Annotated in this window: 19 protein-coding genes; 18 read left to right on the top strand and 1 reads right to left on the bottom strand. The window is 37.5% G+C overall.

Features of this window, described 5'->3' with window-relative positions; all coding sequences use genetic code 11:
- Positions 1 to 4 precede the first annotated feature (4 nt).
- The 4 genes from pknB to spoVM all read left to right on the top strand — a co-directional run bounded on the left by pknB (position 5) and on the right by spoVM (position 3,867).
- On the top strand, positions 5 to 1,948 hold the full coding sequence (gene pknB / locus BFG57_RS17190; protein WP_069718732.1) for a Stk1 family PASTA domain-containing Ser/Thr kinase: 1,944 nt from the start codon (positions 5 to 7) through the stop codon (positions 1,946 to 1,948).
- 100 nt (positions 1,949 to 2,048) lie between these two features.
- A complete protein-coding gene (gene rsgA, locus BFG57_RS17195) occupies positions 2,049 to 2,930 on the top strand; it encodes a ribosome small subunit-dependent GTPase A (protein ID WP_069718733.1) in 882 nt (293 codons plus the stop codon).
- Positions 2,931 to 2,932: 2 nt separating this feature from the next.
- Positions 2,933 to 3,580, top strand: a complete 648-nt coding sequence (gene rpe, locus BFG57_RS17200; RefSeq protein WP_069718734.1) for a ribulose-phosphate 3-epimerase — start codon at positions 2,933 to 2,935, stop codon at positions 3,578 to 3,580.
- Between the two features lie 206 nt (positions 3,581 to 3,786).
- Positions 3,787 to 3,867: a stage V sporulation protein SpoVM gene (gene spoVM, locus BFG57_RS17205; RefSeq protein WP_069718735.1), complete on the top strand. Its 81-nt coding sequence runs from the start codon at positions 3,787 to 3,789 to the stop codon at positions 3,865 to 3,867.
- 189 nt (positions 3,868 to 4,056) lie between these two features.
- Here spoVM and rpmB read toward each other — a convergent pair whose 3' ends face one another.
- Positions 4,057 to 4,245 (bottom strand): 50S ribosomal protein L28, encoded by a 189-nt coding sequence (gene rpmB / locus BFG57_RS17210; RefSeq protein ID WP_069718736.1) that lies wholly within the window; start codon positions 4,243 to 4,245, stop codon positions 4,057 to 4,059.
- Positions 4,246 to 4,487: 242 nt separating this feature from the next.
- Between rpmB and BFG57_RS17215 the strand changes: the two genes are divergently transcribed.
- From BFG57_RS17215 to BFG57_RS17280, 14 genes are all read left to right on the top strand, one after another.
- The gene (locus tag BFG57_RS17215; RefSeq protein WP_069718737.1) at positions 4,488 to 4,850 is read left to right on the top strand and encodes an Asp23/Gls24 family envelope stress response protein; all 363 of its coding nucleotides are present in this window, start codon (positions 4,488 to 4,490) and stop codon (positions 4,848 to 4,850) included.
- A gap of 22 nt (positions 4,851 to 4,872) precedes the next feature.
- Positions 4,873 to 6,555, top strand: a complete 1,683-nt coding sequence (locus tag BFG57_RS17220) for a DAK2 domain-containing protein (RefSeq protein ID WP_069718738.1) — start codon at positions 4,873 to 4,875, stop codon at positions 6,553 to 6,555.
- Positions 6,556 to 6,757: 202 nt separating this feature from the next.
- Positions 6,758 to 7,420 carry an L-serine ammonia-lyase, iron-sulfur-dependent subunit beta gene (gene sdaAB / locus BFG57_RS17225; protein WP_069718739.1) on the top strand — a complete coding sequence of 221 codons (663 nt, stop codon included), beginning with the start codon at positions 6,758 to 6,760 and terminating at the stop codon, positions 7,418 to 7,420.
- Between the two features lie 140 nt (positions 7,421 to 7,560).
- Positions 7,561 to 8,436 (top strand): L-serine ammonia-lyase, iron-sulfur-dependent, subunit alpha, encoded by an 876-nt coding sequence (sdaAA, locus tag BFG57_RS17230; RefSeq protein WP_069718740.1) that lies wholly within the window; start codon positions 7,561 to 7,563, stop codon positions 8,434 to 8,436.
- Positions 8,437 to 8,441: 5 nt separating this feature from the next.
- Positions 8,442 to 10,490 (top strand): ATP-dependent DNA helicase RecG, encoded by a 2,049-nt coding sequence (gene recG, locus BFG57_RS17235; RefSeq protein WP_139125178.1) that lies wholly within the window; start codon positions 8,442 to 8,444, stop codon positions 10,488 to 10,490.
- 111 nt (positions 10,491 to 10,601) lie between these two features.
- On the top strand, positions 10,602 to 11,186 hold the full coding sequence (gene fapR, locus BFG57_RS17240) for a transcription factor FapR (protein ID WP_069718742.1): 585 nt from the start codon (positions 10,602 to 10,604) through the stop codon (positions 11,184 to 11,186).
- Positions 11,183 to 12,169, top strand: coding sequence for a phosphate acyltransferase PlsX (gene plsX / locus BFG57_RS17245; RefSeq protein WP_069718743.1), 987 nt, complete (start codon positions 11,183 to 11,185; stop codon positions 12,167 to 12,169). Before fapR ends, plsX begins: the two co-directional genes overlap by 4 nt.
- Before the next feature lie 17 nt (positions 12,170 to 12,186).
- Positions 12,187 to 13,131: an ACP S-malonyltransferase gene (fabD, locus tag BFG57_RS17250; protein WP_069718744.1), complete on the top strand. Its 945-nt coding sequence runs from the start codon at positions 12,187 to 12,189 to the stop codon at positions 13,129 to 13,131.
- 1 nt (position 13,132) lies between these two features.
- Positions 13,133 to 13,873, top strand: a complete 741-nt coding sequence (gene fabG, locus BFG57_RS17255) for a 3-oxoacyl-[acyl-carrier-protein] reductase (protein ID WP_069718745.1) — start codon at positions 13,133 to 13,135, stop codon at positions 13,871 to 13,873.
- A 212-nt stretch (positions 13,874 to 14,085) separates the two neighbouring features.
- Positions 14,086 to 14,319, top strand: a complete 234-nt coding sequence (locus BFG57_RS17260; RefSeq protein WP_069718746.1) for an acyl carrier protein — start codon at positions 14,086 to 14,088, stop codon at positions 14,317 to 14,319.
- A gap of 178 nt (positions 14,320 to 14,497) precedes the next feature.
- Positions 14,498 to 15,226 (top strand): ribonuclease III, encoded by a 729-nt coding sequence (gene rnc, locus BFG57_RS17265; protein WP_069718747.1) that lies wholly within the window; start codon positions 14,498 to 14,500, stop codon positions 15,224 to 15,226.
- Between the two features lie 220 nt (positions 15,227 to 15,446).
- On the top strand, positions 15,447 to 19,004 hold the full coding sequence (smc, locus tag BFG57_RS17270; protein WP_069718748.1) for a chromosome segregation protein SMC: 3,558 nt from the start codon (positions 15,447 to 15,449) through the stop codon (positions 19,002 to 19,004).
- Between the two features lie 19 nt (positions 19,005 to 19,023).
- Complete coding sequence (ftsY, locus tag BFG57_RS17275; protein ID WP_069718749.1) at positions 19,024 to 20,013, top strand: signal recognition particle-docking protein FtsY; 990 nt, start codon at positions 19,024 to 19,026, stop codon at positions 20,011 to 20,013.
- A gap of 144 nt (positions 20,014 to 20,157) precedes the next feature.
- A complete protein-coding gene (locus BFG57_RS17280; protein ID WP_425388529.1) occupies positions 20,158 to 20,535 on the top strand; it encodes a putative DNA-binding protein in 378 nt (125 codons plus the stop codon).
- Positions 20,536 to 20,539: the final 4 nt, after the last annotated feature.

Genomic DNA, 20,539 nt, shown 5'->3' on the forward strand with positions numbered 1-20,539 from the left:
TGCATTGCTCACAGGTAAATTATTAAACGGTCGTTATAAAATGTTGAAAATGATTGGTGGAGGAGGAATGGCTCATGTGTACTTGGCACATGACCAAATCTTAAATCGTGAAGTTGCGGTTAAAGTACTCCGATTGGATTTTTCTGACAATGATGAATTCATTGAAAGGTTCCGTCGTGAAGCATATTCTGCTACGAGCTTACACCACCCGAATATAGTTGAAATCTTTGACGTAGGTGAAGAAGACGGCATCTACTTTATGGTGATGGAATATGTAGATGGCAAGACACTTAAGCAGTTGATTCAACAATATGGTCCTGTTTCAGTAGAGGATTCAGTTCATATTATGTCTCAAATGACGTCAGCAATTCAACATGCACACGAAAATCAAATTATTCACAGAGATATAAAACCACATAATATACTTATAAATGAAGACGGTGTCGTAAAAATCACGGATTTCGGAATTGCTATGGCACTTAGCTCAACATCTATTACCCAAACTAATTCAGTTCTTGGTTCGGTTCATTATTTTTCTCCAGAACAAGCTAGAGGTGGGATGGCGAATAGGAAATCTGATATATACTCATTAGGTGTTGTTATGTTTGAAATTTTAACAGGACGATTACCATTCTCTGGTGAATCAGCAGTTTCAATTGCATTGAAACATTTACAAAATGAAACTCCATCACCGAGAAGGTGGAATGAAAAAATTCCTCAAAGTGTGGAAAATATCATATTAAAAGCAACGGCTAAAGATCCATTTCATCGTTATGCTAGTGCCGAAGAAATGGAATTAGATTTAGATACAGCTCTTACACCTAATCGAATAAATGAACCTAAGTTTACACTGCCTGAAGAAGATGATGATGAAAAAACAAAAGCGATTCCTGTTGTTACAAAGATGCCAGCTGAGTCGAATGTTGATGAAACTATCGTTCACCATTCTGATGAACGAAAACAACCTAAGAAAAAGAACTTTCTTTGGATTAGTGTTTTCATGGCAATATTAATAATTGGTGGTACGACAGCAGCTTTTATCATTCCTGATTTGTTTAAGGAAGAACAAATTACGATACCAGATATGGAAGGTAAAGAAGTATCAGAAGCTATTACGACTTTGAGAAACCTAGGTCTAGTAGTAGATGAAAAGCAAATGATCCATAATGAGGTTCCTGAAAAACATGTTATTAAGACAGAACCAAGTGCTGATTATACTGTTAAAAAAGGATTTCCGATAACGGTCTATGAAAGTTTAGGGAAGCAAAAAATAAAGTTTGAAGATTATGTTGGACAAGAAATTGAAGAAGTAAAAAGAGAGTTACAGCTCAAAGGCATTGATGTTGAAAATAACTTAATCACCATTGAGATTGAAAATGAAGTAGAGCAAGGTATGATTGTTACTCAACGTCAACCTAAACCTGGAGAAGAAATAGATCCAGATGAAATGAAAGAGACAGTTGTCATTTTTGAAGTTAGTGAAGGTCAAAAAGTTGTCATCAAAGATATGAATGGCTGGAATGAACAAGAAGTGCAACAGTATATAGAAAATGAATCTTTGCAATTAGAAGAAATAAACTATGAATATTCAAATGATGTACCAAAAGGTCAAGTGATCTCCCAAACGATTAATGCAAATCAAAAGGTTGAAAAAGGAACAACAGTAGGAGTCATCATTTCAAAAGGGCCGAGCCCTAAGACAACAACGATAACAAAGGTAATTCCATATAATGGTGAATCATTAGAGAAAGTACAACGTATTGATGTTTATATCAGTGATATAGACAATAAGATGGAAGAAGTAGCTTTGTCTGATACAATGACAGAATCAAAAGCGATTTCTTTTGATATACAAGTCCCGTATAATGGAGAGGCATCTTATAAGATCTATGTAAATGGTGAGTTTTTTGAAGGGAACATTATCCGTTATAACACGTTACCTGAATAAAATGATTGTCCTGTAGTCGAATAAGTATCACTAGTTAATTGATTGTGACTGAATATGGAGAGCATGTTTTAGCAACAAGAGGTAATATGAGGAGGCAATTATGCAGGAAGGTAAGATAATTAAAGCATTGAGTGGATTTTATTACGTTTATTCAGAAGGTACTGTAACACAATGCAGAGGTAGAGGTGTATTTAGAAAAAAGAAAATTACTCCTCTTGTCGGTGATATGGTACAATTTGAAGCTGAAAATCAAAATGAAGGTTATGTATTGAAGATTGGGAAACGGAAGAACGAGTTAGTTCGTCCACCGATTGCAAATGTTGACCAAGCTATCCTCGTATTCTCAGCAGTAGAGCCTGATTTTAGTACAGCACTGTTGGATCGATTCCTTGTTTTAGTTGAAGCGAATGATATTGACCCGATTATTTGTATCACGAAGATGGATCTAGTTAATGATGAAGTGAAACTTAAAATTGAAGCTTATGCAGATGATTATCGTAAGATTGGTTATCCAGTTCTATTAACTTCTACTGAAACAGCAACTGGTTTAGATGTGCTATCACCATACTTTGAAGGTAAGACATCAGTGTTTGCTGGACAATCAGGTGTTGGAAAGTCTTCGTTACTGAATGCGTTAAATCCTGAGCTTGATCTTGAAACAGGAGTGATTTCAATGAGTTTAGGGCGAGGGAAACATACGACTCGTCACGTTGAATTAATTCAGTTTGGTTCAGGTCTAGTTGCAGATACACCTGGTTTTAGTTCACTTGAATTTCTAGGGATTGAAACAGAGGATCTAGGAAGTTGCTTCCCTGAGATGTTACACTTATCTTCAGAATGTAAGTTTAGAGGCTGTACACACTTAGCTGAGCCTAAATGCGCGGTTAAGGTGGCAGTTGAGGATGGAGAAATTCCTTCATATCGCTATGAACATTATGAAAATTTTTATCAAGAAATTAAAGATAGAAAGCCGAGGTATTAACAATGATTAAAATTGCACCATCGATTTTATCAGCAGATTTTGCAAGATTGGGAGAAGAAATAAAGGATGTTGAACGTGGAGGAGCAGATTATATTCATGTAGATGTAATGGATGGTCACTTTGTTCCTAATATTACGATTGGTCCACTTATTGTAGAAGCAATTCGTCCAGTTACTAATTTACCGTTAGATGTCCACCTTATGATTGAAAAACCTGATCAGTATATCTCTGCATTTGCAAAAGCAGGAGCAGATATTATTACTGTTCATGTAGAAGCGTGTACACATCTACATAGAACCATTCAGCTTATTAAGCAAGAAGGAGTTAAAGCTGGTGTCGTTGTAAACCCTGCAACTCCTATTGAGTCTATTCAACATATCATTGCCGATGTAGATATGGTTTTATTAATGACAGTTAATCCAGGATTTGGTGGACAAAAGTTCATTGAATCTGTAGTACCAAAGATTAAACAAGTTAAAGAATTAGCAGATGCGACTGGTCGTGAGATAGAAATCGAAGTAGATGGTGGAGTTAACATTGAAACAGCTAAGTTAGTTAAAGATGCTGGTGCGAACGTGCTCGTAGCTGGTTCAGCTGTTTTTAATAAAGAAGATAGAAAGAAAGCAATTGAAGAAATTCGAAATGCATAATTTACAAAACAGTTGTGGGATACCACAACTGTTTTTTTCATGTGAAGTGATCATTTTTTAAGTTATGGAGCATACAATGAGGATAAGAAACGATTCATAATGACCTATAACCTAGTGTTGAGTTCTGCTCAACTAAATTTGTAATTATTATCAATTATAGCGTATTGAAAAGTCCAATAGGTATGGCTTTTAAAGGAGGGGGAAAGATGAAGTTTTATACAATTAAGTTGCCGAAATTTCTCGGTGGGATGGTCCGTGCTCTTCTTGGGACGTTTAAGAAAGAATAGGTGTTTGCTACAAGCAATACCTTAATTATTTTTGTTGGCTCATCAATATTATCATTGGTGAGCCAACAAAAGATAAGTATATTATGAATGCCTACGGGTTTATGGTTAGACACCTTTGAGTGAAATATCTATATAAAAACAAAAGCACCAATTTCAATATGAAATGAAATTGGTGCTTTCCTATGTCTATTAAACGCGTTCTACTTTTCCAGATTTTAGCGCACGAGCAGAAACGTATACACGTTTTGGTTTACCATCAACCATGATACGTACCTTTTGAAGGTTCGCACCGAACTTGCGCTTAGAAGCGTTCATTGCGTGAGAACGGTTTTGGCCAGAACGACCTTTACGTCCAGTAACAACACACTTTTTAGGCATGACTTTCCCTCCTTGTGTTCCATAAGCAAATGCTCACTTAAATAATCATAATAAAATTACGCATACAACAAAATAAAATATCAAGGTGAACACCTTGACATTCCTTGTTTATTTTAATGCATTTTTAAGTACAGGTCAATGTAAAAGAATGATATGATGTGAAATTTACTTTCAATAAGGCAACTCTTATAGTAAAATGACGATAGTTACAGCTCTATTATAAATTAAAAGGGGGCTTTTCGATGTCCATTGAAATGAAAACCGAGCATGGAACAATTGATATATCAAATGAGGTCATTGCGTCGATTGCTGGAGGAGCAGCAGTTGATTGTTACGGTATCGTAGGAATGGCTTCGAAAAAACAACTAAAAGATGGGTTGTCAGAAATCTTAAGAAAAGAGAATTTTACAAAGGGTGTTATCGTACGACGTAATGAAGAAGATTTGTGTATTGATATGTACATTATCGTCAGTTACGGTACAAAGATTTCTGAAGTCGCACATAATGTGCAAACTAAAGTGAAATATACATTGGACAAAACATTAGGTTTGTCTGTAGATTCGATCAACATTTTCGTACAAGGAGTACGTGTTTCGAATCTGTAAGAGAGAGTTAGGAGGAAGACATGTGACGATGAAGGATTTGGATGGGAAGCGTTTTGCAGAAATGATTGTATTAGCTGCAACGCATCTTTCCAATCAAGCAAAACAAATTGATGCTTTAAACGTATTTCCTGTCCCAGATGGAGATACGGGTACAAATATGAACTTATCAATGACTTCAGGTGCTAATGAAGTAAAAAAAGTAACTGAAGACCATGTTGGTAAGGTGGCCACTTCATTTGCAAGAGGTTTATTGATGGGTGCGCGTGGGAATTCTGGAGTAATTTTATCTCAATTATTCCGAGGTTTTGCAAAAGCGATTGAATCCAAAGAGAAAATTTCAGTCAAAGATTTTGCAAATGCCTTTGAAAATGGAAAAGAAACAGCTTATAAAGCTGTAATGAAACCAGTAGAAGGAACAATTCTTACTGTTGCCAAAGATAGTGCAAAAAAAGCACAAGATCTTGCCATACAAACAGAGGATCTTATTGATTTAATGGAACAAGTGCTTGAAGAGGCGAAAGCATCATTAAATCGAACTCCTGATTTACTTCCAGTATTGAAAGAAGTTGGAGTAGTTGATAGTGGAGGACAAGGTCTCGTAGCCGTATATGAAGGTTTCTTACGTTCTCTAAAAGGTGAAGCATTACCGAAAGTATCAGCTACATCACCATCTATGGATGATCTTGTCAATGCAGAACATCATAAATCTGCCCAAGCCCATATGGCAACTGAAGATATTGAATTCGGCTACTGTACAGAATTCATGGTGAAGTTCGAGCAGGATAAGATTGATGATAATCCATTTGATGAAGGTGTTTTTCGTGAAAAGTTGAGTGAACATGGAGATTCATTATTAGTTGTTTCAGATGATGATCTTGTTAAAGTGCACATTCATGCTGAATTTCCAGGTGAAGTATTAACATACGCTCAAAAATATGGAAGCTTAATTAATACTAAAATTGAAAATATGCGTCAACAACATACATCTCTTCTTGAAGCTAGTGAAGAACCACCTACTGATATCGTTCAACCTAAAGCTAAATCTATGAAAGAATTTGGCATTGTTGCTGCAGCGATGGGAAGTGGTATTGCAGACTTATTAAGAAGTCTTGGGGTAGGTATCGTTGTAGAAGGTGGACAAACGATGAATCCAAGTACGGAAGATTTAGTACGAGCAATTGAAGAGACACACGCGAAGAATGTCATTATTCTACCGAACAATGGAAATATCGTCATGGCAGCGACACAGGCAGCTACAGTTGCTGAAGTAAATGTTGAGGTTGTACCATCTAAAACAATTCCACAAGGTTTGAGAGCGTTATTATCATTTGATCATAATCTTTCTTTATCAGAAAATGCCGAAGCGATGAAAGAAGCACTTTCAGAAGTGAAAACAGGACAAATCACATATGCCGTACGTAATACGAATATCGATGGCATTGAACTTTCTGAAGGTGACTTTATGGGAATTGCAGACGGTAAGATTGTAACTAAGCATGAAAAACAATTAGAAGCTGCAAAGAAATTGTTATCAATTTTAATTGATGATGAGAGTGAAATTGTAACCGTTCTTCAAGGTGAGGGTGGAAATGCAGATGAAATAGAAGAATTAACAGCATTTGTAGAAGATACATTTGAAGATGTAGAAGTTGAAGTCCATGTGGGGAAACAACCTCTATATAGTTATATCTTTGCAGTAGAGTAAAAAGAAGGGGATAACCCTTCTTTTTCTCTCTAAAGAATTAATATTGACATGAGAGATTTGTTAGTGATTCTCAGGGCATGAACTTAAAAGTATATTAGTAAAGGAATAACTTTTGTTTGATTAAATTGAAGTTGGTGCGCTGCTCCACAGTAATATAAAATAATAAGATTTTAAAAGCTTACAGAAACAAGGGGAGAAGGCAATGAAATATAAAAGCGTCTTTGATATTATTGGTCCAGTAATGATTGGACCTTCAAGTTCGCATACAGCAGGAGCTGCAAGAATCGGCCGTGTTGCACGTTCATTGTTCGGCAGAAAACCAACTTGGGCAACGATTTCATTTTATGGCTCTTTTGCAAATACGTATAGAGGACACGGTACAGATGTAGCGATCATAGGTGGGATATTAGATTTTGATACGCATGATGAGCGAATTATTCACGCATTGACGTTAGCTGAAAGAGATAGTATAAAAGTAGAGTTTATCGAGGAAGAGGCAGTCCCTATCCACCCTAATACTGCAAGGGTGAGAATTGGTGATCAAGACGGAGAGCTAGAACTTGTAGGGATTTCGATTGGTGGAGGTAAAATTCAGATTACTGAACTGAATGGCTTCGATTTAAAGTTATCTGGTAATCATCCAGCGTTGTTAGTGATGCATAATGACCGCTATGGGGCAATCGCAGGTGTTGCGAATGTGTTGGCTAAATATGAGATCAATATCGGTCATATGGAAGTATCACGCAAAGAGAAAGGTGAGAAAGCACTAATGACCATAGAAGTTGACCAAATGGTTGAAGAGAAGTTGCTAACTGAATTAACTGAACTTCCTAACATTTTGCAAGTGACAAAGATTGTTGATTAGACCCCTTATTTGATGATAGCGTTTTCATCAAAAGTATTGGTTGTAAAATAAAATTAAATATGAGTTAGTTGTTTAGTATTCATTAAATGCCATACTCGTTCTAGGTTTATGAACAAGTATTTTAGAGGAGCGATCGACATATGTTTCGTAACGTTAGAGAGTTAGTAGAAATGGCAGTAGACAAAAATGTTCCCATATCTGAAGTGATGATTTTACAAGAAATTGAAGTGCGTGGTTGTACACGTGATGAGGTTGTTTCTAAAATGGATACAAATCTTAAAGTAATGGAACAAGCTGTGGAACGTGGTATTGCAGGTGTGAAATCACACTCAGGTTTAACTGGAGGTGCAGCACGGCAGTTACGAGAATATATGAATAGTGGGAAAATGCTTTCAGGTGAAACTATTCTTGATGCGGTGAGTAAAGCGATGGCAACAAATGAAGTAAACGCAGCGATGGGTACAATTTGTGCAACACCTACAGCAGGCTCCGCAGGCGTAGTTCCAGGAACATTATTTGCTGTTATAGAAAAATTAAATCCAACTCGTGAACAGATGATCCGTTTCTTATTTACTTCAGGTGCATTTGGATTTGTTGTAGCGAATAATGCTTCAATTTCCGGAGCTGCTGGTGGTTGTCAAGCTGAGGTTGGATCAGCAGCAGGTATGGCTTCAGCTGCAATTGTTGAGATGGCTGGTGGCACACCACAACAAAGTGCTGAGGCGATGGCGATTACGTTGAAAAACATGCTCGGACTCGTATGTGATCCTGTTGCGGGTTTAGTGGAAGTGCCATGTGTTAAACGAAATGCAATGGGTGCAGCTAATGCAATGGTTGCTGCAGACATGGCACTTGCTGGTATTACGAGTACGATTCCGTGTGATGAGGTTATTGAAGCAATGTTTCGAATCGGACAAAGTATGTCAGATACATTAAAGGAAACAGCACAAGGAGGGTTGGCGGCGACACCGACAGGAAAACGCTTAGCAGAGGAAATCTTCGGCAAGTCGCAATAAAACAATTGGTACGATTATCAGAACAATCAATTGAACATATAAAAGGAATTGGCAAAGAGACGGCGAATACTCTTGCTAAAGTAGGCATAACAAATGTCCAAGCTCTATTAGAGTATTTTCCATACCGTTATGAAGATTATCGTTTGAAAGACTTAGAAGATGTAAAACATGATGATCGCGTAACAGTTGAAGGGGAGGTTCATAGTGAGCCGGTTCTTCGTTATTTTGGTAAGAAAAAATCTCGATTAACACTACGAGTATTAGTTGGACGTTATTTGATTACTGCCGTATTCTTTAATCGACCTTATGTGAAACGTCAAATCACAATTGGTGATACTGTAACTTTGACTGGTAAATGGGATAAGCATCGTCAAACTTTAAATGTGTCGGAGATTAAAAGCGGTGAAGTGAAACGAAAAAATGACTACGAGCCTGTCTATCATGTTAAGGATAAGTTAACTGTAAAAGGTTTAACTAGGTATATAGACGCTGCATTCAAAATGTATGGAGACAAAATTGAAGAAACATTACCTAATGAATTTCTCAGTACTTATAAATTGCCAGATAAGGCAAAAGCAATGTATGAGATGCATTTTCCGGCTAATGCAGAAAGTGTAAAACATGCAAGAAGGCGATTTGTATATGAAGAATTTCTCCAATTTCAATTGAAAATGCAAATGATTCGAAAGTTCGAAAGAGAACAAACAAAGGGATCGGCAGTTAAATACGATCAAACTAAGTTAACTGCTTTTATAGAGCAATTACCGTTTCCATTAACGTCAGCACAAGATCGCGTTGTTCAAGAAATCTTATTTGATATGGGTTCGCATTATCGGATGAATCGTTTGCTTCAAGGTGATGTCGGTTCTGGTAAGACTGTAGTAGCAGCAATAGCTTTATTTGCTGCTGTAACAGCAGGTTTACAAGGAGCGCTTATGGTACCAACAGAAATTCTTGCAGAACAGCATGTGGCATCGCTAAAGCAATTGTTAGAGCCTTGTGGTTTAAATGTTGAGTTATTGACAAGTTCAGTTAAAGGAAAACGGCGTAGAGAATTATTGGAGGCTTCTGCTGCTGGACAAATTGATATAATCATTGGCACACATGCACTTATTCAAGATGAAGTATTGTTTCAATCGTTAGGTCTTGTTATAACGGATGAACAGCACAGATTTGGGGTTGAACAGCGTAAAGCATTAAGGGAAAAAGGTGAAAGTCCAGATGTATTATTCATGACAGCGACTCCCATTCCGAGAACATTAGCGATTACGGCATTTGGAGATATGGATGTATCCATAATTGATGAGATGCCAGCAGGAAGAAAGCCAATTGAAACGTATTGGACGAAACCAGACATGCTAGAGAGAATCTTAAATTTTGTTTCTAAAGAGATCAAGCAAGGTAGACAAGCATATGTCATTTGTCCGCTAATCGAAGAAAGTGAGAAGCTTGATGTACAAAATGCAATTGATGTACATGCTCAATTAACTGCATATTATCATGAAACGATTCAAGTTGGCTTAATGCATGGTCGCCTATCAGCGCAAGAGAAAGATGAGGTCATGCAACAATTTAGTCGAAATGAATGTCAAATACTTGTGTCAACAACAGTTGTTGAGGTCGGAGTAAATGTTCCGAATGCTACCGTAATGGTTATCTATGATGCTGAACGATTTGGTCTTTCTCAATTACATCAGCTTAGAGGACGTGTTGGACGGGGAGATGTTCAATCTTATTGCATTTTACTCGCGGACCCAAAGTCAGACGTTGGGAAAGAGCGGATGAGAATTATGACAGAAACGAATGATGGGTTTGAGTTATCTGAACGAGATCTTGAACTTCGAGGACCAGGTGATTTCTTTGGTAAGAAGCAAAGTGGGATTCCTGAGTTTAAAGTCGCTGATATGGTGCATGATTACCGTGCTCTCGAAATCGCAAGACAAGATGCATCTAAATTAATAGCATCTGATAATTTTTGGGAAGAACCGCGTTATGCCTCCTTACGTAATCATTTAAATGAAACAGGTATCCTAAAAGGAGAGAAGCTGGATTAGATATCCTTGCAATCTCTCCTTTTTATTTATATACTACTATTAGTACCTAGTCATAAATATGTTATGATAAGTAAATTAAATATAAAGAAACAACCTCGGAAGGTGTAAAGGATGAAACGTAATAAACAGGAAAGGCAGCAGTTGTTGCAGAAAACCATTGGAATAACCCCTTTTATAACAGATGAAGAGTTAGCACAAAAGTTTTCTGTAAGTGTACAGACAATTCGCCTTGACCGAATGGAGCTTTCGATTCCTGAGCTTCGCGAGAGAATAAAACACGTTGCAAAACAACAATTGGATGAGGAAGTTAAGGCTTTGCCGATTGATGAGGTTATTGGTGAAATTGTCGATTTAGAATTAGACGTAAGAGCACTCTCGATACTTGATATTCGTTCAGAACATGTCTTTTCAAGAAATAACATTGCTCGAGGCCACCACTTGTTTGCTCAAGCAAATTCACTTGCAGTTGCTGTGATTGATGGTGATTTGGCGTTAACAGCGAAAGCAAACATACATTTTACAAGACAAGTAAAATTAAGTGAACGTGTTGTAGCTAAGGCAAGTGTGAAAGAATCTTCGAGACAAACAGGACGAACAATTGTAGAGGTCGAGAGCTTCGTCGGAACGGAGCAGGTTTTTTCTGGAACTTTCGAAATGTACCGCTCGAACAATGCAAAGAAGGATGGATCTAAATGAAGATAGCAATTGATGCAATGGGTGGCGATCATGCACCGAAAGAAATTGTGTTAGGTGTTCTAAAGGCTGTCAATGCTTTTTCAGATATTGAAGTTGTACTTATCGGTGATGAAAACAAAATTCAACAATACTCTCAGTCACATGAGCGGATAACAATTATACATACAGAAGAAAAGATCGAAGCGACAGATGAGCCAGTCCGTGCTGCTCGTCGGAAAAAACAAGCTTCAATGGTGCTTGCTACACAAGAGGTAAAAGAAGGACGTGCGGATGCTTGTATATCAGCAGGTAATACAGGTGCACTGATGACGTCAGGATTATTTGTCGTAGGGAGAATCCCTGGAGTTGAAAGGCCTGCTCTTGCCCCAACATTACCAACGATAGATGGAAAAGGTTTTGTTTTATTGGATGTAGGTGCAAATGCTGATGCGAAACCAGAGCACCTGTATCAATATGCAATTATGGCTTCTATTTATTCTGAGAAAGTACGTGGCATTCATCAACCTCGAGTTGGATTGTTGAATATTGGTACTGAAGAGAAGAAGGGGAATGAATTAACGAAACAAACGTATACGCTACTACAAAATGCCCCAATTAACTTTGTTGGAAATGTTGAGGCTCGTGATTTGCTTGATGGCGTGGCAGATGTCGTCGTGAGTGATGGTTTTACAGGAAATGTGACGTTGAAAACAATTGAAGGTACTGCACTTACAATGTTTTCTATGTTAAAGGAGCAATTAACAAGCTCTCTATCTGCCAAACTTGCTGCAAGTGTTTTGAAACCGAAATTACTTGATTTGAAAAAGAAATTGGATTATTCGGAATATGGTGGGGCAGCATTATTTGGTTTAAAGGCACCAGTAGTAAAAGCACATGGTTCGTCAAATGCAAATGCAATCTATAATGCAATAAGACAAACACGAGATATGGTTAATAGTCAAATGGCTACAGTTATTCAATCAGCGATTGACAAACAAGAATAGAAAAGGTGGTATGTGAAATGGGGAAAATTGCTTTCCTATTCCCAGGTCAAGGCTCCCAAGTTGTAGGCATGGGAAAAGATATGATTGAAAAACACGATGAAGCAGCAACTATTTTTAAGAAAGCAGATGAACGACTAGGTTATTCATTAACGGAAATAATCTTCGATGGACCTCAAGAAATGCTTACTCGCACAGAGAATGCACAACCAGCTCTATTAACAACAAGTGTTGCAATACTAGAAGTTTTAAAAAAATCAGGGATTACCCCTCATTATACTGCTGGACATAGTTTAGGTGAGTATAGCGCACTAGTTGCTTCAGAAAGTTTATCTTTTGAAGATGCAGTCTACGCTGTGCGTAAGCGTGGTGAATTAATGGAAGAAGCGGTACCAGCAGGAATAGGTACGATGGCAGCAGTTCTTGGGATGGATGCTGATCTTCTTAGAGAAGTTACAGAAGAAGCAAGTAATTCAGATGAAGTTGTTCAACTTGCAAACTTAAACTGCCCTGGTCAGATTGTCATCTCAGGAAATCGTGTTGCAGTTGAACGTGCAGCAGAGCTTGCGAAAGAAAAGGGAGCGAAGCGTGTTATTCCACTTGTTGTAAGTGGTCCGTTCCACTCGTCACTTATGAAACCTGCAGCTAGTAATTTTTCATCTGTTTTAGATGAGATTTCGGTCTCAGAAGCGAAAGTACCTGTCATTGGGAATGTGACTGCAAAACCGATGACAGATGCTGAAGAAATCAAAGCGAAACTTATTGAACAATTATATTCACCAGTACGCTGGCAAGAAACAATTGAGCTGTTACTTGAAGAAGGCGTAGATACATTTATCGAAATAGGACCTGGTAAAGTCTTATCGGGGCTCGTTCGAAAGGTTCAACGTCGTGTGAATACGTATAACATTGAAGATTCTGAGACACTATTGAAAACGATTGAAAAGCTGAGAGGGGATGAATAATATGTTAGAAGAGAAAGTTGCTCTCGTTACTGGAGCTTCGCGTGGAATTGGTCGTTCTGTAGCCCTTGAACTTGCAAAAAACGGTGCAAAAGTTGTAGTGAACTATGCGGGTAATGAAGCAAAGGCACTAGAGGTCGTGGAGGAGATAACGACAAATGGTGGGGAAGCGGTTGCGATACAAGCAAACGTTGCCGACGGTGAAAGTGTTCAGTCGATGGTGAAAAACACTATTGAGCAATTCGGCTCATTGGATATACTCGTAAATAATGCGGGAATTACACGTGATAATTTGTTAATGCGGATGAAGGAAGATGAATGGGATGCAGTCATTAATACAAATTTGAAAGGCGTCTTTAATTGTACGAAAGCTGTAACTCGTCAAATGATGCGTCAGCGAAGTGGGAAGATCGTAAATATTGCTTCAGTAGTAGGAGTAAGTGGGAATGCTGGACAAGCTAATTATGTAGCTGCTAAAGCTGGTGTTATCGGTTTAACGAAAACAACAGCAAAAGAGTTTGCGAGCCGAAATATTAATGTGAATGCTGTTGCTCCAGGGTTTATATCAACTGATATGACTGATGAGTTAACTGATGAGACACGTGAGGCTCTGATGAAACAAATTCCTCTTGCACGACTAGGTAAGCCTGAAAATATTGCAAATGTGGTACGTTTCCTCGTCTCAGATGATAGTGAATACATGACAGGTCAAACTTTGGTTGTTGATGGTGGAATGGTGATGTAGTAGCATTTGTAACCATTACGTTGTACAATGGGACTTATGGTAAATAAAGTGGAGATTGACACTAAGTTCCGAAATTTAGTTTAATGATTTTTAATATAAAGTGAAAAGTTGCAATATCTCACTTTAATAAACCGCAGATGATAAAGGTGAAAATTTGTTCTAGTTTTTTTTCAAACAATCACCTATAATGACTTGAGGGGAGGTGAACAACGATGGCAGATGTTTTAGAACGCGTAACAAAAATCATCGTAGACCGTCTTGGTGTTGACGAGAGTGAAGTTACTCTTGAAGCGTCATTTAAAGATGATTTAGGCGCTGATTCCCTAGACGTTGTTGAGTTAGTAATGGAACTTGAAGATGAGTTCGATATGGAAATCTCAGATGACGATGCTGAAAAAATCAGCACTGTTGGGAATGCAGTTGACTACATAAAAGCTCAACAGTAATGAAGCTAATAAAGTCCCGCAGAAACTATTTCTGCGGGACTTTCTCAGCTAAAAAGGATTGATCGAACTACATCACACTTTTTATGTGTACAATCAATGATGAAGTAGGTATGTGTATTTGATCAATTCATCATTTGACTTGAGCCATCTATAGAATGGCTTGAATATGGAGGTCCAAATGCCAAAGATGAATAATCGTAAACGAAAAAATATTCAAAAGAAACCTGATTTTCAACCTCTTTTGAAACGAATTGGAGTTTCGTTCAAAGATGAGAAGTTATTAATGAAGGCTTTTACACATTCATCTTATGTGAATGAGCATCGTGCAAAACCTTTTGAGGATAATGAACGGCTAGAGTTTTTAGGAGACGCTGTATTAGAATTAACTGTTTCGAAGTATTTATTTGAACAATATCCTAAAATGAGTGAAGGTGACTTGACGAAATTGCGAGCTGCAATCGTATGTGAACCTTCTCTTGTACAATTTGCTGAAGACCTGTCATTTGGTTCATTTATTCTTCTTGGCAAGGGAGAAGAAATGACTGGTGGCAGAACGAGGCCAGCTTTACTTGCTGATGTGTTTGAGGCATTTATTGGTGCTCTCTATCTTGATCAAGGAATTGAAACAGTGAATGTTATTCTTAAAAAAGTCGTTTTCCCAAAAATTAGCGAGGGTGCTTTTTCTCATGTGATGGATTATAAAAGTCAATTACAGGAGTTTGTTCAGCGTGGTGGACAACAGGCAGTGGAATACAAGATTATTGAAGAAAAAGGACCTGCTCATAACCGTGAATTTGTATCAAAAGTTATGCTTGCAGATCAAGAGTTAGGGATAGGTATTGGGAAATCTAAAAAAGAAGCAGAACAAAAAGCAGCAGAAGAAGCATTAAGACATTTAAGGAAGTAAAGTGAAACTGCCATTGATGAACAGAGGGGTATTGTTCAATCGTGGTATGTTGATATAATCATGTGAAAATTAAAGCTAACTGTCTTGAAGTATCTTGAATATTGATTAGATGTGTTAGTGCCAGTATAAACGTGATTACAAATCCCCCTTAATGAATGTTAGGGGGATTTGTTACAACAAGATAGACTAGAACTGCTTCAAATGAGCAGGAGGTGCGACGATGTTCCTCAAAAGATTAGATGTTTCTGGATTTAAATCTTTTGCAGAAAAGACGTCTGTAGAATTTGTTCCAGGCGTAACAGCTGTTGTTGGACCAAATGGCAGCGGGAAAAGTAATATAACGGATGCTATCCGTTGGGTATTAGGTGAACAATCAGCTCGTTCAATTCGCGGTAGTAAGATGGAAGATATCATCTTTTCTGGTAGCGAGAGTCGTAGAGCTGTAAATGTAGCTGATGTAACGATAACGTTAGAAAATGAAGACCAGTTTCTTCCAATTGATTATCAAGAAGTGAGTATAACTAGACGTGTTTATCGCTCTGGCGAAAGTGAGTTCTTCATGAACAAACAAGCATGTCGCTTAAAAGATATTATAGATTTATTTATGGATTCAGGCCTTGGAAAAGAGTCCTTTTCTATTATAGGTCAAGGTCGAGTGGAAGAAATATTAAGCAGTAAGGCAGAGGATAGACGTAGTATTTTTGAAGAGGCAGCTGGTGTACTGAAATACAAAGTTCGTAAGCGCAAAGCAGAAATGAAACTTGCCGAGACTCAAGAAAATTTACACCGTGTTGAAGATATTTTACATGAAATTGATGGACAATTGGAACCTCTTAAAATTCAAGCTTCTATCGCACGTGATTACATACAAAAAAAGGAAGAACTTGAACAGGTTGAGTCTGCTCTAATTGTACATGAGATTGAAACACTACATGAAAAATGGCAGTCAAAAATCAAGCAATTCGAAGTTAACAAAGATCGTGAACTTCAGATAGCAACCAAAGTCCAGAATGATGAAGCAGAAATCGTCATGTTACGCAATGAAATGCAGGCACTTGATGATTCGATTAATGAACTACAAGATGTGTTATTAAAGGCAAGCTCTGATCTAGAAAAACTTGAAGGAAAGAAACAAGTTTTACATGAACGAAAAAAGAATGCTGAAGTGAACAGATCTCAACTTGAAAAAGTAATGAAAGATAGTGAAGCGAAGCTAGAACAACTCATTAAAGAACTTCGTGAAAAGAAAGAAACACTTTCACAGAAAGAACAGGAAGTATCACAAGATGAGGAACTATTAAAAGAGTTACAGGAGCAATTGGCACAAGCATCAGAAAATATTGAAGAGCAGATTGAAGAGTTGAAGAGTGAGTACATTGAACGTTTAAATGAGCAGGCTTCATTGAATAATGAACGTCATAATATTGAAACTCAATTAACACAGCAAGGGTTGAAGCAAACGAGATTAAGTGAAGGTAATGAACAGTATATTAATCAACGAGAAGCTATTCGAAAAAGACGTCTCGAGCAAGATGATAAGCTTGCTAAACAACAAGTTGCAATTGAGTTTGAACGTAAGCAATATCAATCACTACAAGCAGTGCTTTCCAAAATGAAAGATGAATATGAGAAGATGCAATCACAACTTTATAAAGGTTATCAGTATGTCCAGCAAACCCGTTCTAGGAAACAGATGCTGGAGGAAATGCAAGAAGATTATGCAGGTTTCTTCCAAGGGGTAAAAGATGTATTAAAAGCAGATTTAACGGGTGTTTGTGGAGCAATTGCGGAGCTGATTTCTGTCGATAAGCAGTATGAAACAGCAGTTGAAATTGCTCTTGGTGGAGGCATGCAAAATATCGTAGTTGAAACCGAAAAAGATGCTCGAAATGCGATTAATTATTTAAAGAAAAACCGGAGTGGGCGGGCAACATTTTTACCTTTATCAGTTATTAAAGGTAAACGTATGTATGAAGCACAACTTAATACTTTACAACGCTCTGACGCATTTGTCGGTATTGCTGCGGATCTTATTTCATTTGATGGGCGTTATGAAGAAGTTGTTTACAATTTATTAGGTACAACAGTCGTTGCCAAAGATTTGAAAGGTGCGAATGAATTAGCAAGATTGTTAAATCACCGTTTTCGAATCGTTACACTTGATGGAGATGTTGTTAATCCTGGAGGTTCAATGACTGGAGGGGCTTCAAGACAGAAGGCTCCTTCATTATTGAGTCGCCAACGTGAACTTGAAGTAGTATCAGCTCAATTGTTGCAAATGGAAGAAAAAACAACAAAATTAGAAGCAGATATGCAATTGCGAAAAGTAGAAATTAAAAAGACTGAAGAGCAACTTGAGGTCACCCGTGAAAAAGTGGAGCAACTTCGCTTTGATGAACAATCTCTTATGGCTGAAATCCGTGAAATGGAGCTCGAACAAAAAAATATAAATGAACATTTGTCGTTATATGATCGTGAAATGGCCACTTATAAAGATGATGAACAAACACTTAATTCACGGCTAATTAATATTGAAAAACAGTTAGGTATTGTACGTGAAAGTTTGTCTGAGCTAGAAGTTAGCATTAACGAATTAACGGATAAGAAAAAGGTGCAACAACAATCTAAGGAAACGTTACAAGAACGTGTCACAGAACTAAAGGTAACGACTGCAACTAAGAAAGAAGCGTTAAGTAGCGATAAGCAAACGTTTGAACGTCTATGTGAAGACGAAGAAACTACACGTAACATATTAGAGGAAGCGAAAGAAGACCTAGAACTGTTGCATGATGAAATGAATGAACGTCATTCTGGAGAAAATAAATTAGAGACAGATATTCGTCAAACAGATCAACAAAAAGAGAAGACATTAAAGCTTATCCAAAACAGACGGCAGGAACGTATCGACTATCATGATAAGCTAGAATTGCTTGAACGCGAATTAAAAGAAGTAAAACGTCAGCACAAAGGTTATATTGAACAGTTAAAAGATGATGAAGTTCAAATTAATCGTCTTGATGTTGAATTAGAGAATCGTCTGAACCATTTGAGTGAAGAGTACTCTCTAACCTTTGAAGCAGCTAAAGAAAAATATTCACTCACTGTCTCAGAAGAAGAGGCGCGTAAACAAGTGAAGCTTATTCGTATGTCAATTGATGAGCTTGGAACAGTGAATCTTGGGGCAATTGACGAATATGATCGCATTTTTGAACGCCATCGTTTTCTTCATGAGCAAAAAGATGACTTAATGGAAGCGAAATCAACATTACATCAAGTAATTGATGAAATGGATACTGAAGTTAAAAAGCGTTTTTCAAAGTCATTTGAAGCGATACGAAGCGAATTTCAAGTTGTTTTTAGAGAATTATTCGGTGGTGGAAAAGCAGATTTGCAAATGAATGATCCACATGATTTATTAAATACAGGTATAGAAATTGTTGCCCAACCACCTGGGAAGAAGTTGCAGAACCTAAGTCTTTTATCAGGGGGAGAACGAGCATTAACGGCAATTGCATTGTTATTTGCAATATTGAAAGTTCGTCCTGTTCCATTTTGTGTTCTTGATGAAGTTGAGGCGGCATTAGATGAAGCGAATGTTATGCGTTTCGCCCAATATTTGAAGGAATTCAGCATAGAGACTCAATTTATAGTTATAACACATCGTAAAGGAACGATGGAAAGAGCAGATGTACTATATGGAGTAACGATGCAAGACTCAGGTGTATCAAAGATGGTGTCTGTTAAGTTAGAAGACTCTAAACGACTTGTAGAGCAATAATGAAAGGGATGAGTAGAAGATGAGCTTTTTTAAAAATTTAAAAGATAAGCTAACAAAAAAAACTGATGATGTAACCGAAAAGTTTAAAGACGGTCTTACAAAAACACGAGATTCGTTTGCTGGCAAGGTGAACGATCTTGTTGCTCGTTATCGTAAGGTAGATGAAGAATTTTTTGAAGAACTTGAAGAAATTTTGATAGGTGCAGACGTTGGTGTGAACACTGTAATGGAGCTCATCGACGTTTTAAAGGACGAAGTAAAACGACGGAATATCCAAGATACAAAAGAGGTTCAATCTGTTATTTCAGAAAAACTAGTTGAAATGTTTGAAGTTGATGAAGAGGATGCTCGTACATTAAACATGCAGCAAGAAGCATTAACAGTCATTTTATTTGTTGGTGTAAATGGTGTCGGTAAAACGACAACGATCGGCAAAATGGCTCGAAAACTGAAGGATGAAGGTAAATCAGTCTTATTAGCTGCAGGAGATACGTTCCGTGCGGGTGCAATTGACCAACTAGAAGTTTGGGGAGAGCGTGCGGGTGTCGATGTTATTAAACATAGTGAAGGTTCTGATCCAGCAGCTGTTGTTTTTGATGCAGTACAAGCAGCAAAATCACGTAATGTAGATGTTCTCTTATGCGATACAGCTGGTCGTTTGCAAAATAAAGTGAATCTTATGAATGAGCTTGGGAAAATTAAACGAGTTATTACTCGTGAGATCCCTGATGCCCCTCACGAAGTATTGCTCGTATTAGATGCAACAACAGGTCAAAATGCAATGAGTCAAGCGAAGCAATTTAAAGAAGTTACGGACGTATCAGGAATTGTACTAACAAAGCTTGATGGCACTGCTAAAGGTGGTATCGTACTTGCCATTCGACATGAACTACAAACTCCTATTAAGTATGTTGGTCTCGGTGAAGGAGTTGAGGATTTACAGCAATTTGATCCTGAACAATTTGTATACGGACTGTTCGCAGGTATAATGGAAGAAGAGGAAGAATAAAGCGAAAGGCTGGAGATAAACTCCAGCTTTCTTGCATAACATGAACAGTTTAGCTATGTATGAAGAAATATAGTATTTGTGATTAAAACTGTTTTTAAAAGCTGTTAAGAAAATATCTTGACATTACTAAGTGAAAATTGTATGATGATTGAGTGTAAAGGCATTTCACTTAACAAGGAGGGGAAAGCAGTGATTGAAAAGACGACGAGAGTGAACTTTTTGTTTGATTTTTATCAGTCGCTGTTAACTGAAAAACAACGCAATTATATGTCGTTGTATTATTTAGATGACTATTCCCTAGGTGAGATCGCTGAAGAGTTTGAAGTGAGTCGTCAAGCTGTTTATGATAATATAAAGCGGACGGAAGCAATGCTTGAGCAATACGAAGAGAAATTGCTTTTATTCAAAAGATTCCAAGAGCGTCAAACGATTATTGCCAATCTAAAAGTTTTGGTGAAAGAAGAGCCTTTTTCTATGGAAGCACTCTTACAGGAAATCGAAGCACTTGAGAATTTAGATTAGGAGG

The organism is Bacillus solimangrovi (assembly GCF_001742425.1).
Classification (GTDB): domain Bacteria; phylum Bacillota; class Bacilli; order Bacillales; family Bacillaceae_N; genus Bacillus_AV; species Bacillus_AV solimangrovi.

Bases quoted from the DNA above. Each gene is read 5' to 3' on its own strand.
- rsgA (WP_069718733.1), top strand. From the start codon at position 2,049: ATGCAGGAAGGTAAGATAATTAAAGCATTGAGTGGATTTTATTACGTT.
- rpe (WP_069718734.1), top strand. From the start codon at position 2,933: ATGATTAAAATTGCACCATCGATTTTATCAGCAGATTTTGCAAGATTG.
- spoVM (WP_069718735.1), top strand. From the start codon at position 3,787: ATGAAGTTTTATACAATTAAGTTGCCGAAATTTCTCGGTGGGATGGTC.
- rpmB (WP_069718736.1), bottom strand. From the start codon at position 4,245: ATGCCTAAAAAGTGTGTTGTTACTGGACGTAAAGGTCGTTCTGGCCAA.
- BFG57_RS17215 (WP_069718737.1), top strand. From the start codon at position 4,488: ATGTCCATTGAAATGAAAACCGAGCATGGAACAATTGATATATCAAAT.
- sdaAB (WP_069718739.1), top strand. From the start codon at position 6,758: ATGAAATATAAAAGCGTCTTTGATATTATTGGTCCAGTAATGATTGGA.
- sdaAA (WP_069718740.1), top strand. From the start codon at position 7,561: ATGTTTCGTAACGTTAGAGAGTTAGTAGAAATGGCAGTAGACAAAAAT.
- fapR (WP_069718742.1), top strand. From the start codon at position 10,602: ATGAAACGTAATAAACAGGAAAGGCAGCAGTTGTTGCAGAAAACCATT.
- plsX (WP_069718743.1), top strand. From the start codon at position 11,183: ATGAAGATAGCAATTGATGCAATGGGTGGCGATCATGCACCGAAAGAA.
- fabD (WP_069718744.1), top strand. From the start codon at position 12,187: ATGGGGAAAATTGCTTTCCTATTCCCAGGTCAAGGCTCCCAAGTTGTA.
- fabG (WP_069718745.1), top strand. From the start codon at position 13,133: ATGTTAGAAGAGAAAGTTGCTCTCGTTACTGGAGCTTCGCGTGGAATT.
- BFG57_RS17260 (WP_069718746.1), top strand. From the start codon at position 14,086: ATGGCAGATGTTTTAGAACGCGTAACAAAAATCATCGTAGACCGTCTT.
- rnc (WP_069718747.1), top strand. From the start codon at position 14,498: ATGCCAAAGATGAATAATCGTAAACGAAAAAATATTCAAAAGAAACCT.
- smc (WP_069718748.1), top strand. From the start codon at position 15,447: ATGTTCCTCAAAAGATTAGATGTTTCTGGATTTAAATCTTTTGCAGAA.
- ftsY (WP_069718749.1), top strand. From the start codon at position 19,024: ATGAGCTTTTTTAAAAATTTAAAAGATAAGCTAACAAAAAAAACTGAT.
- BFG57_RS17280 (WP_425388529.1), top strand. From the start codon at position 20,158: ATGATTGAGTGTAAAGGCATTTCACTTAACAAGGAGGGGAAAGCAGTG.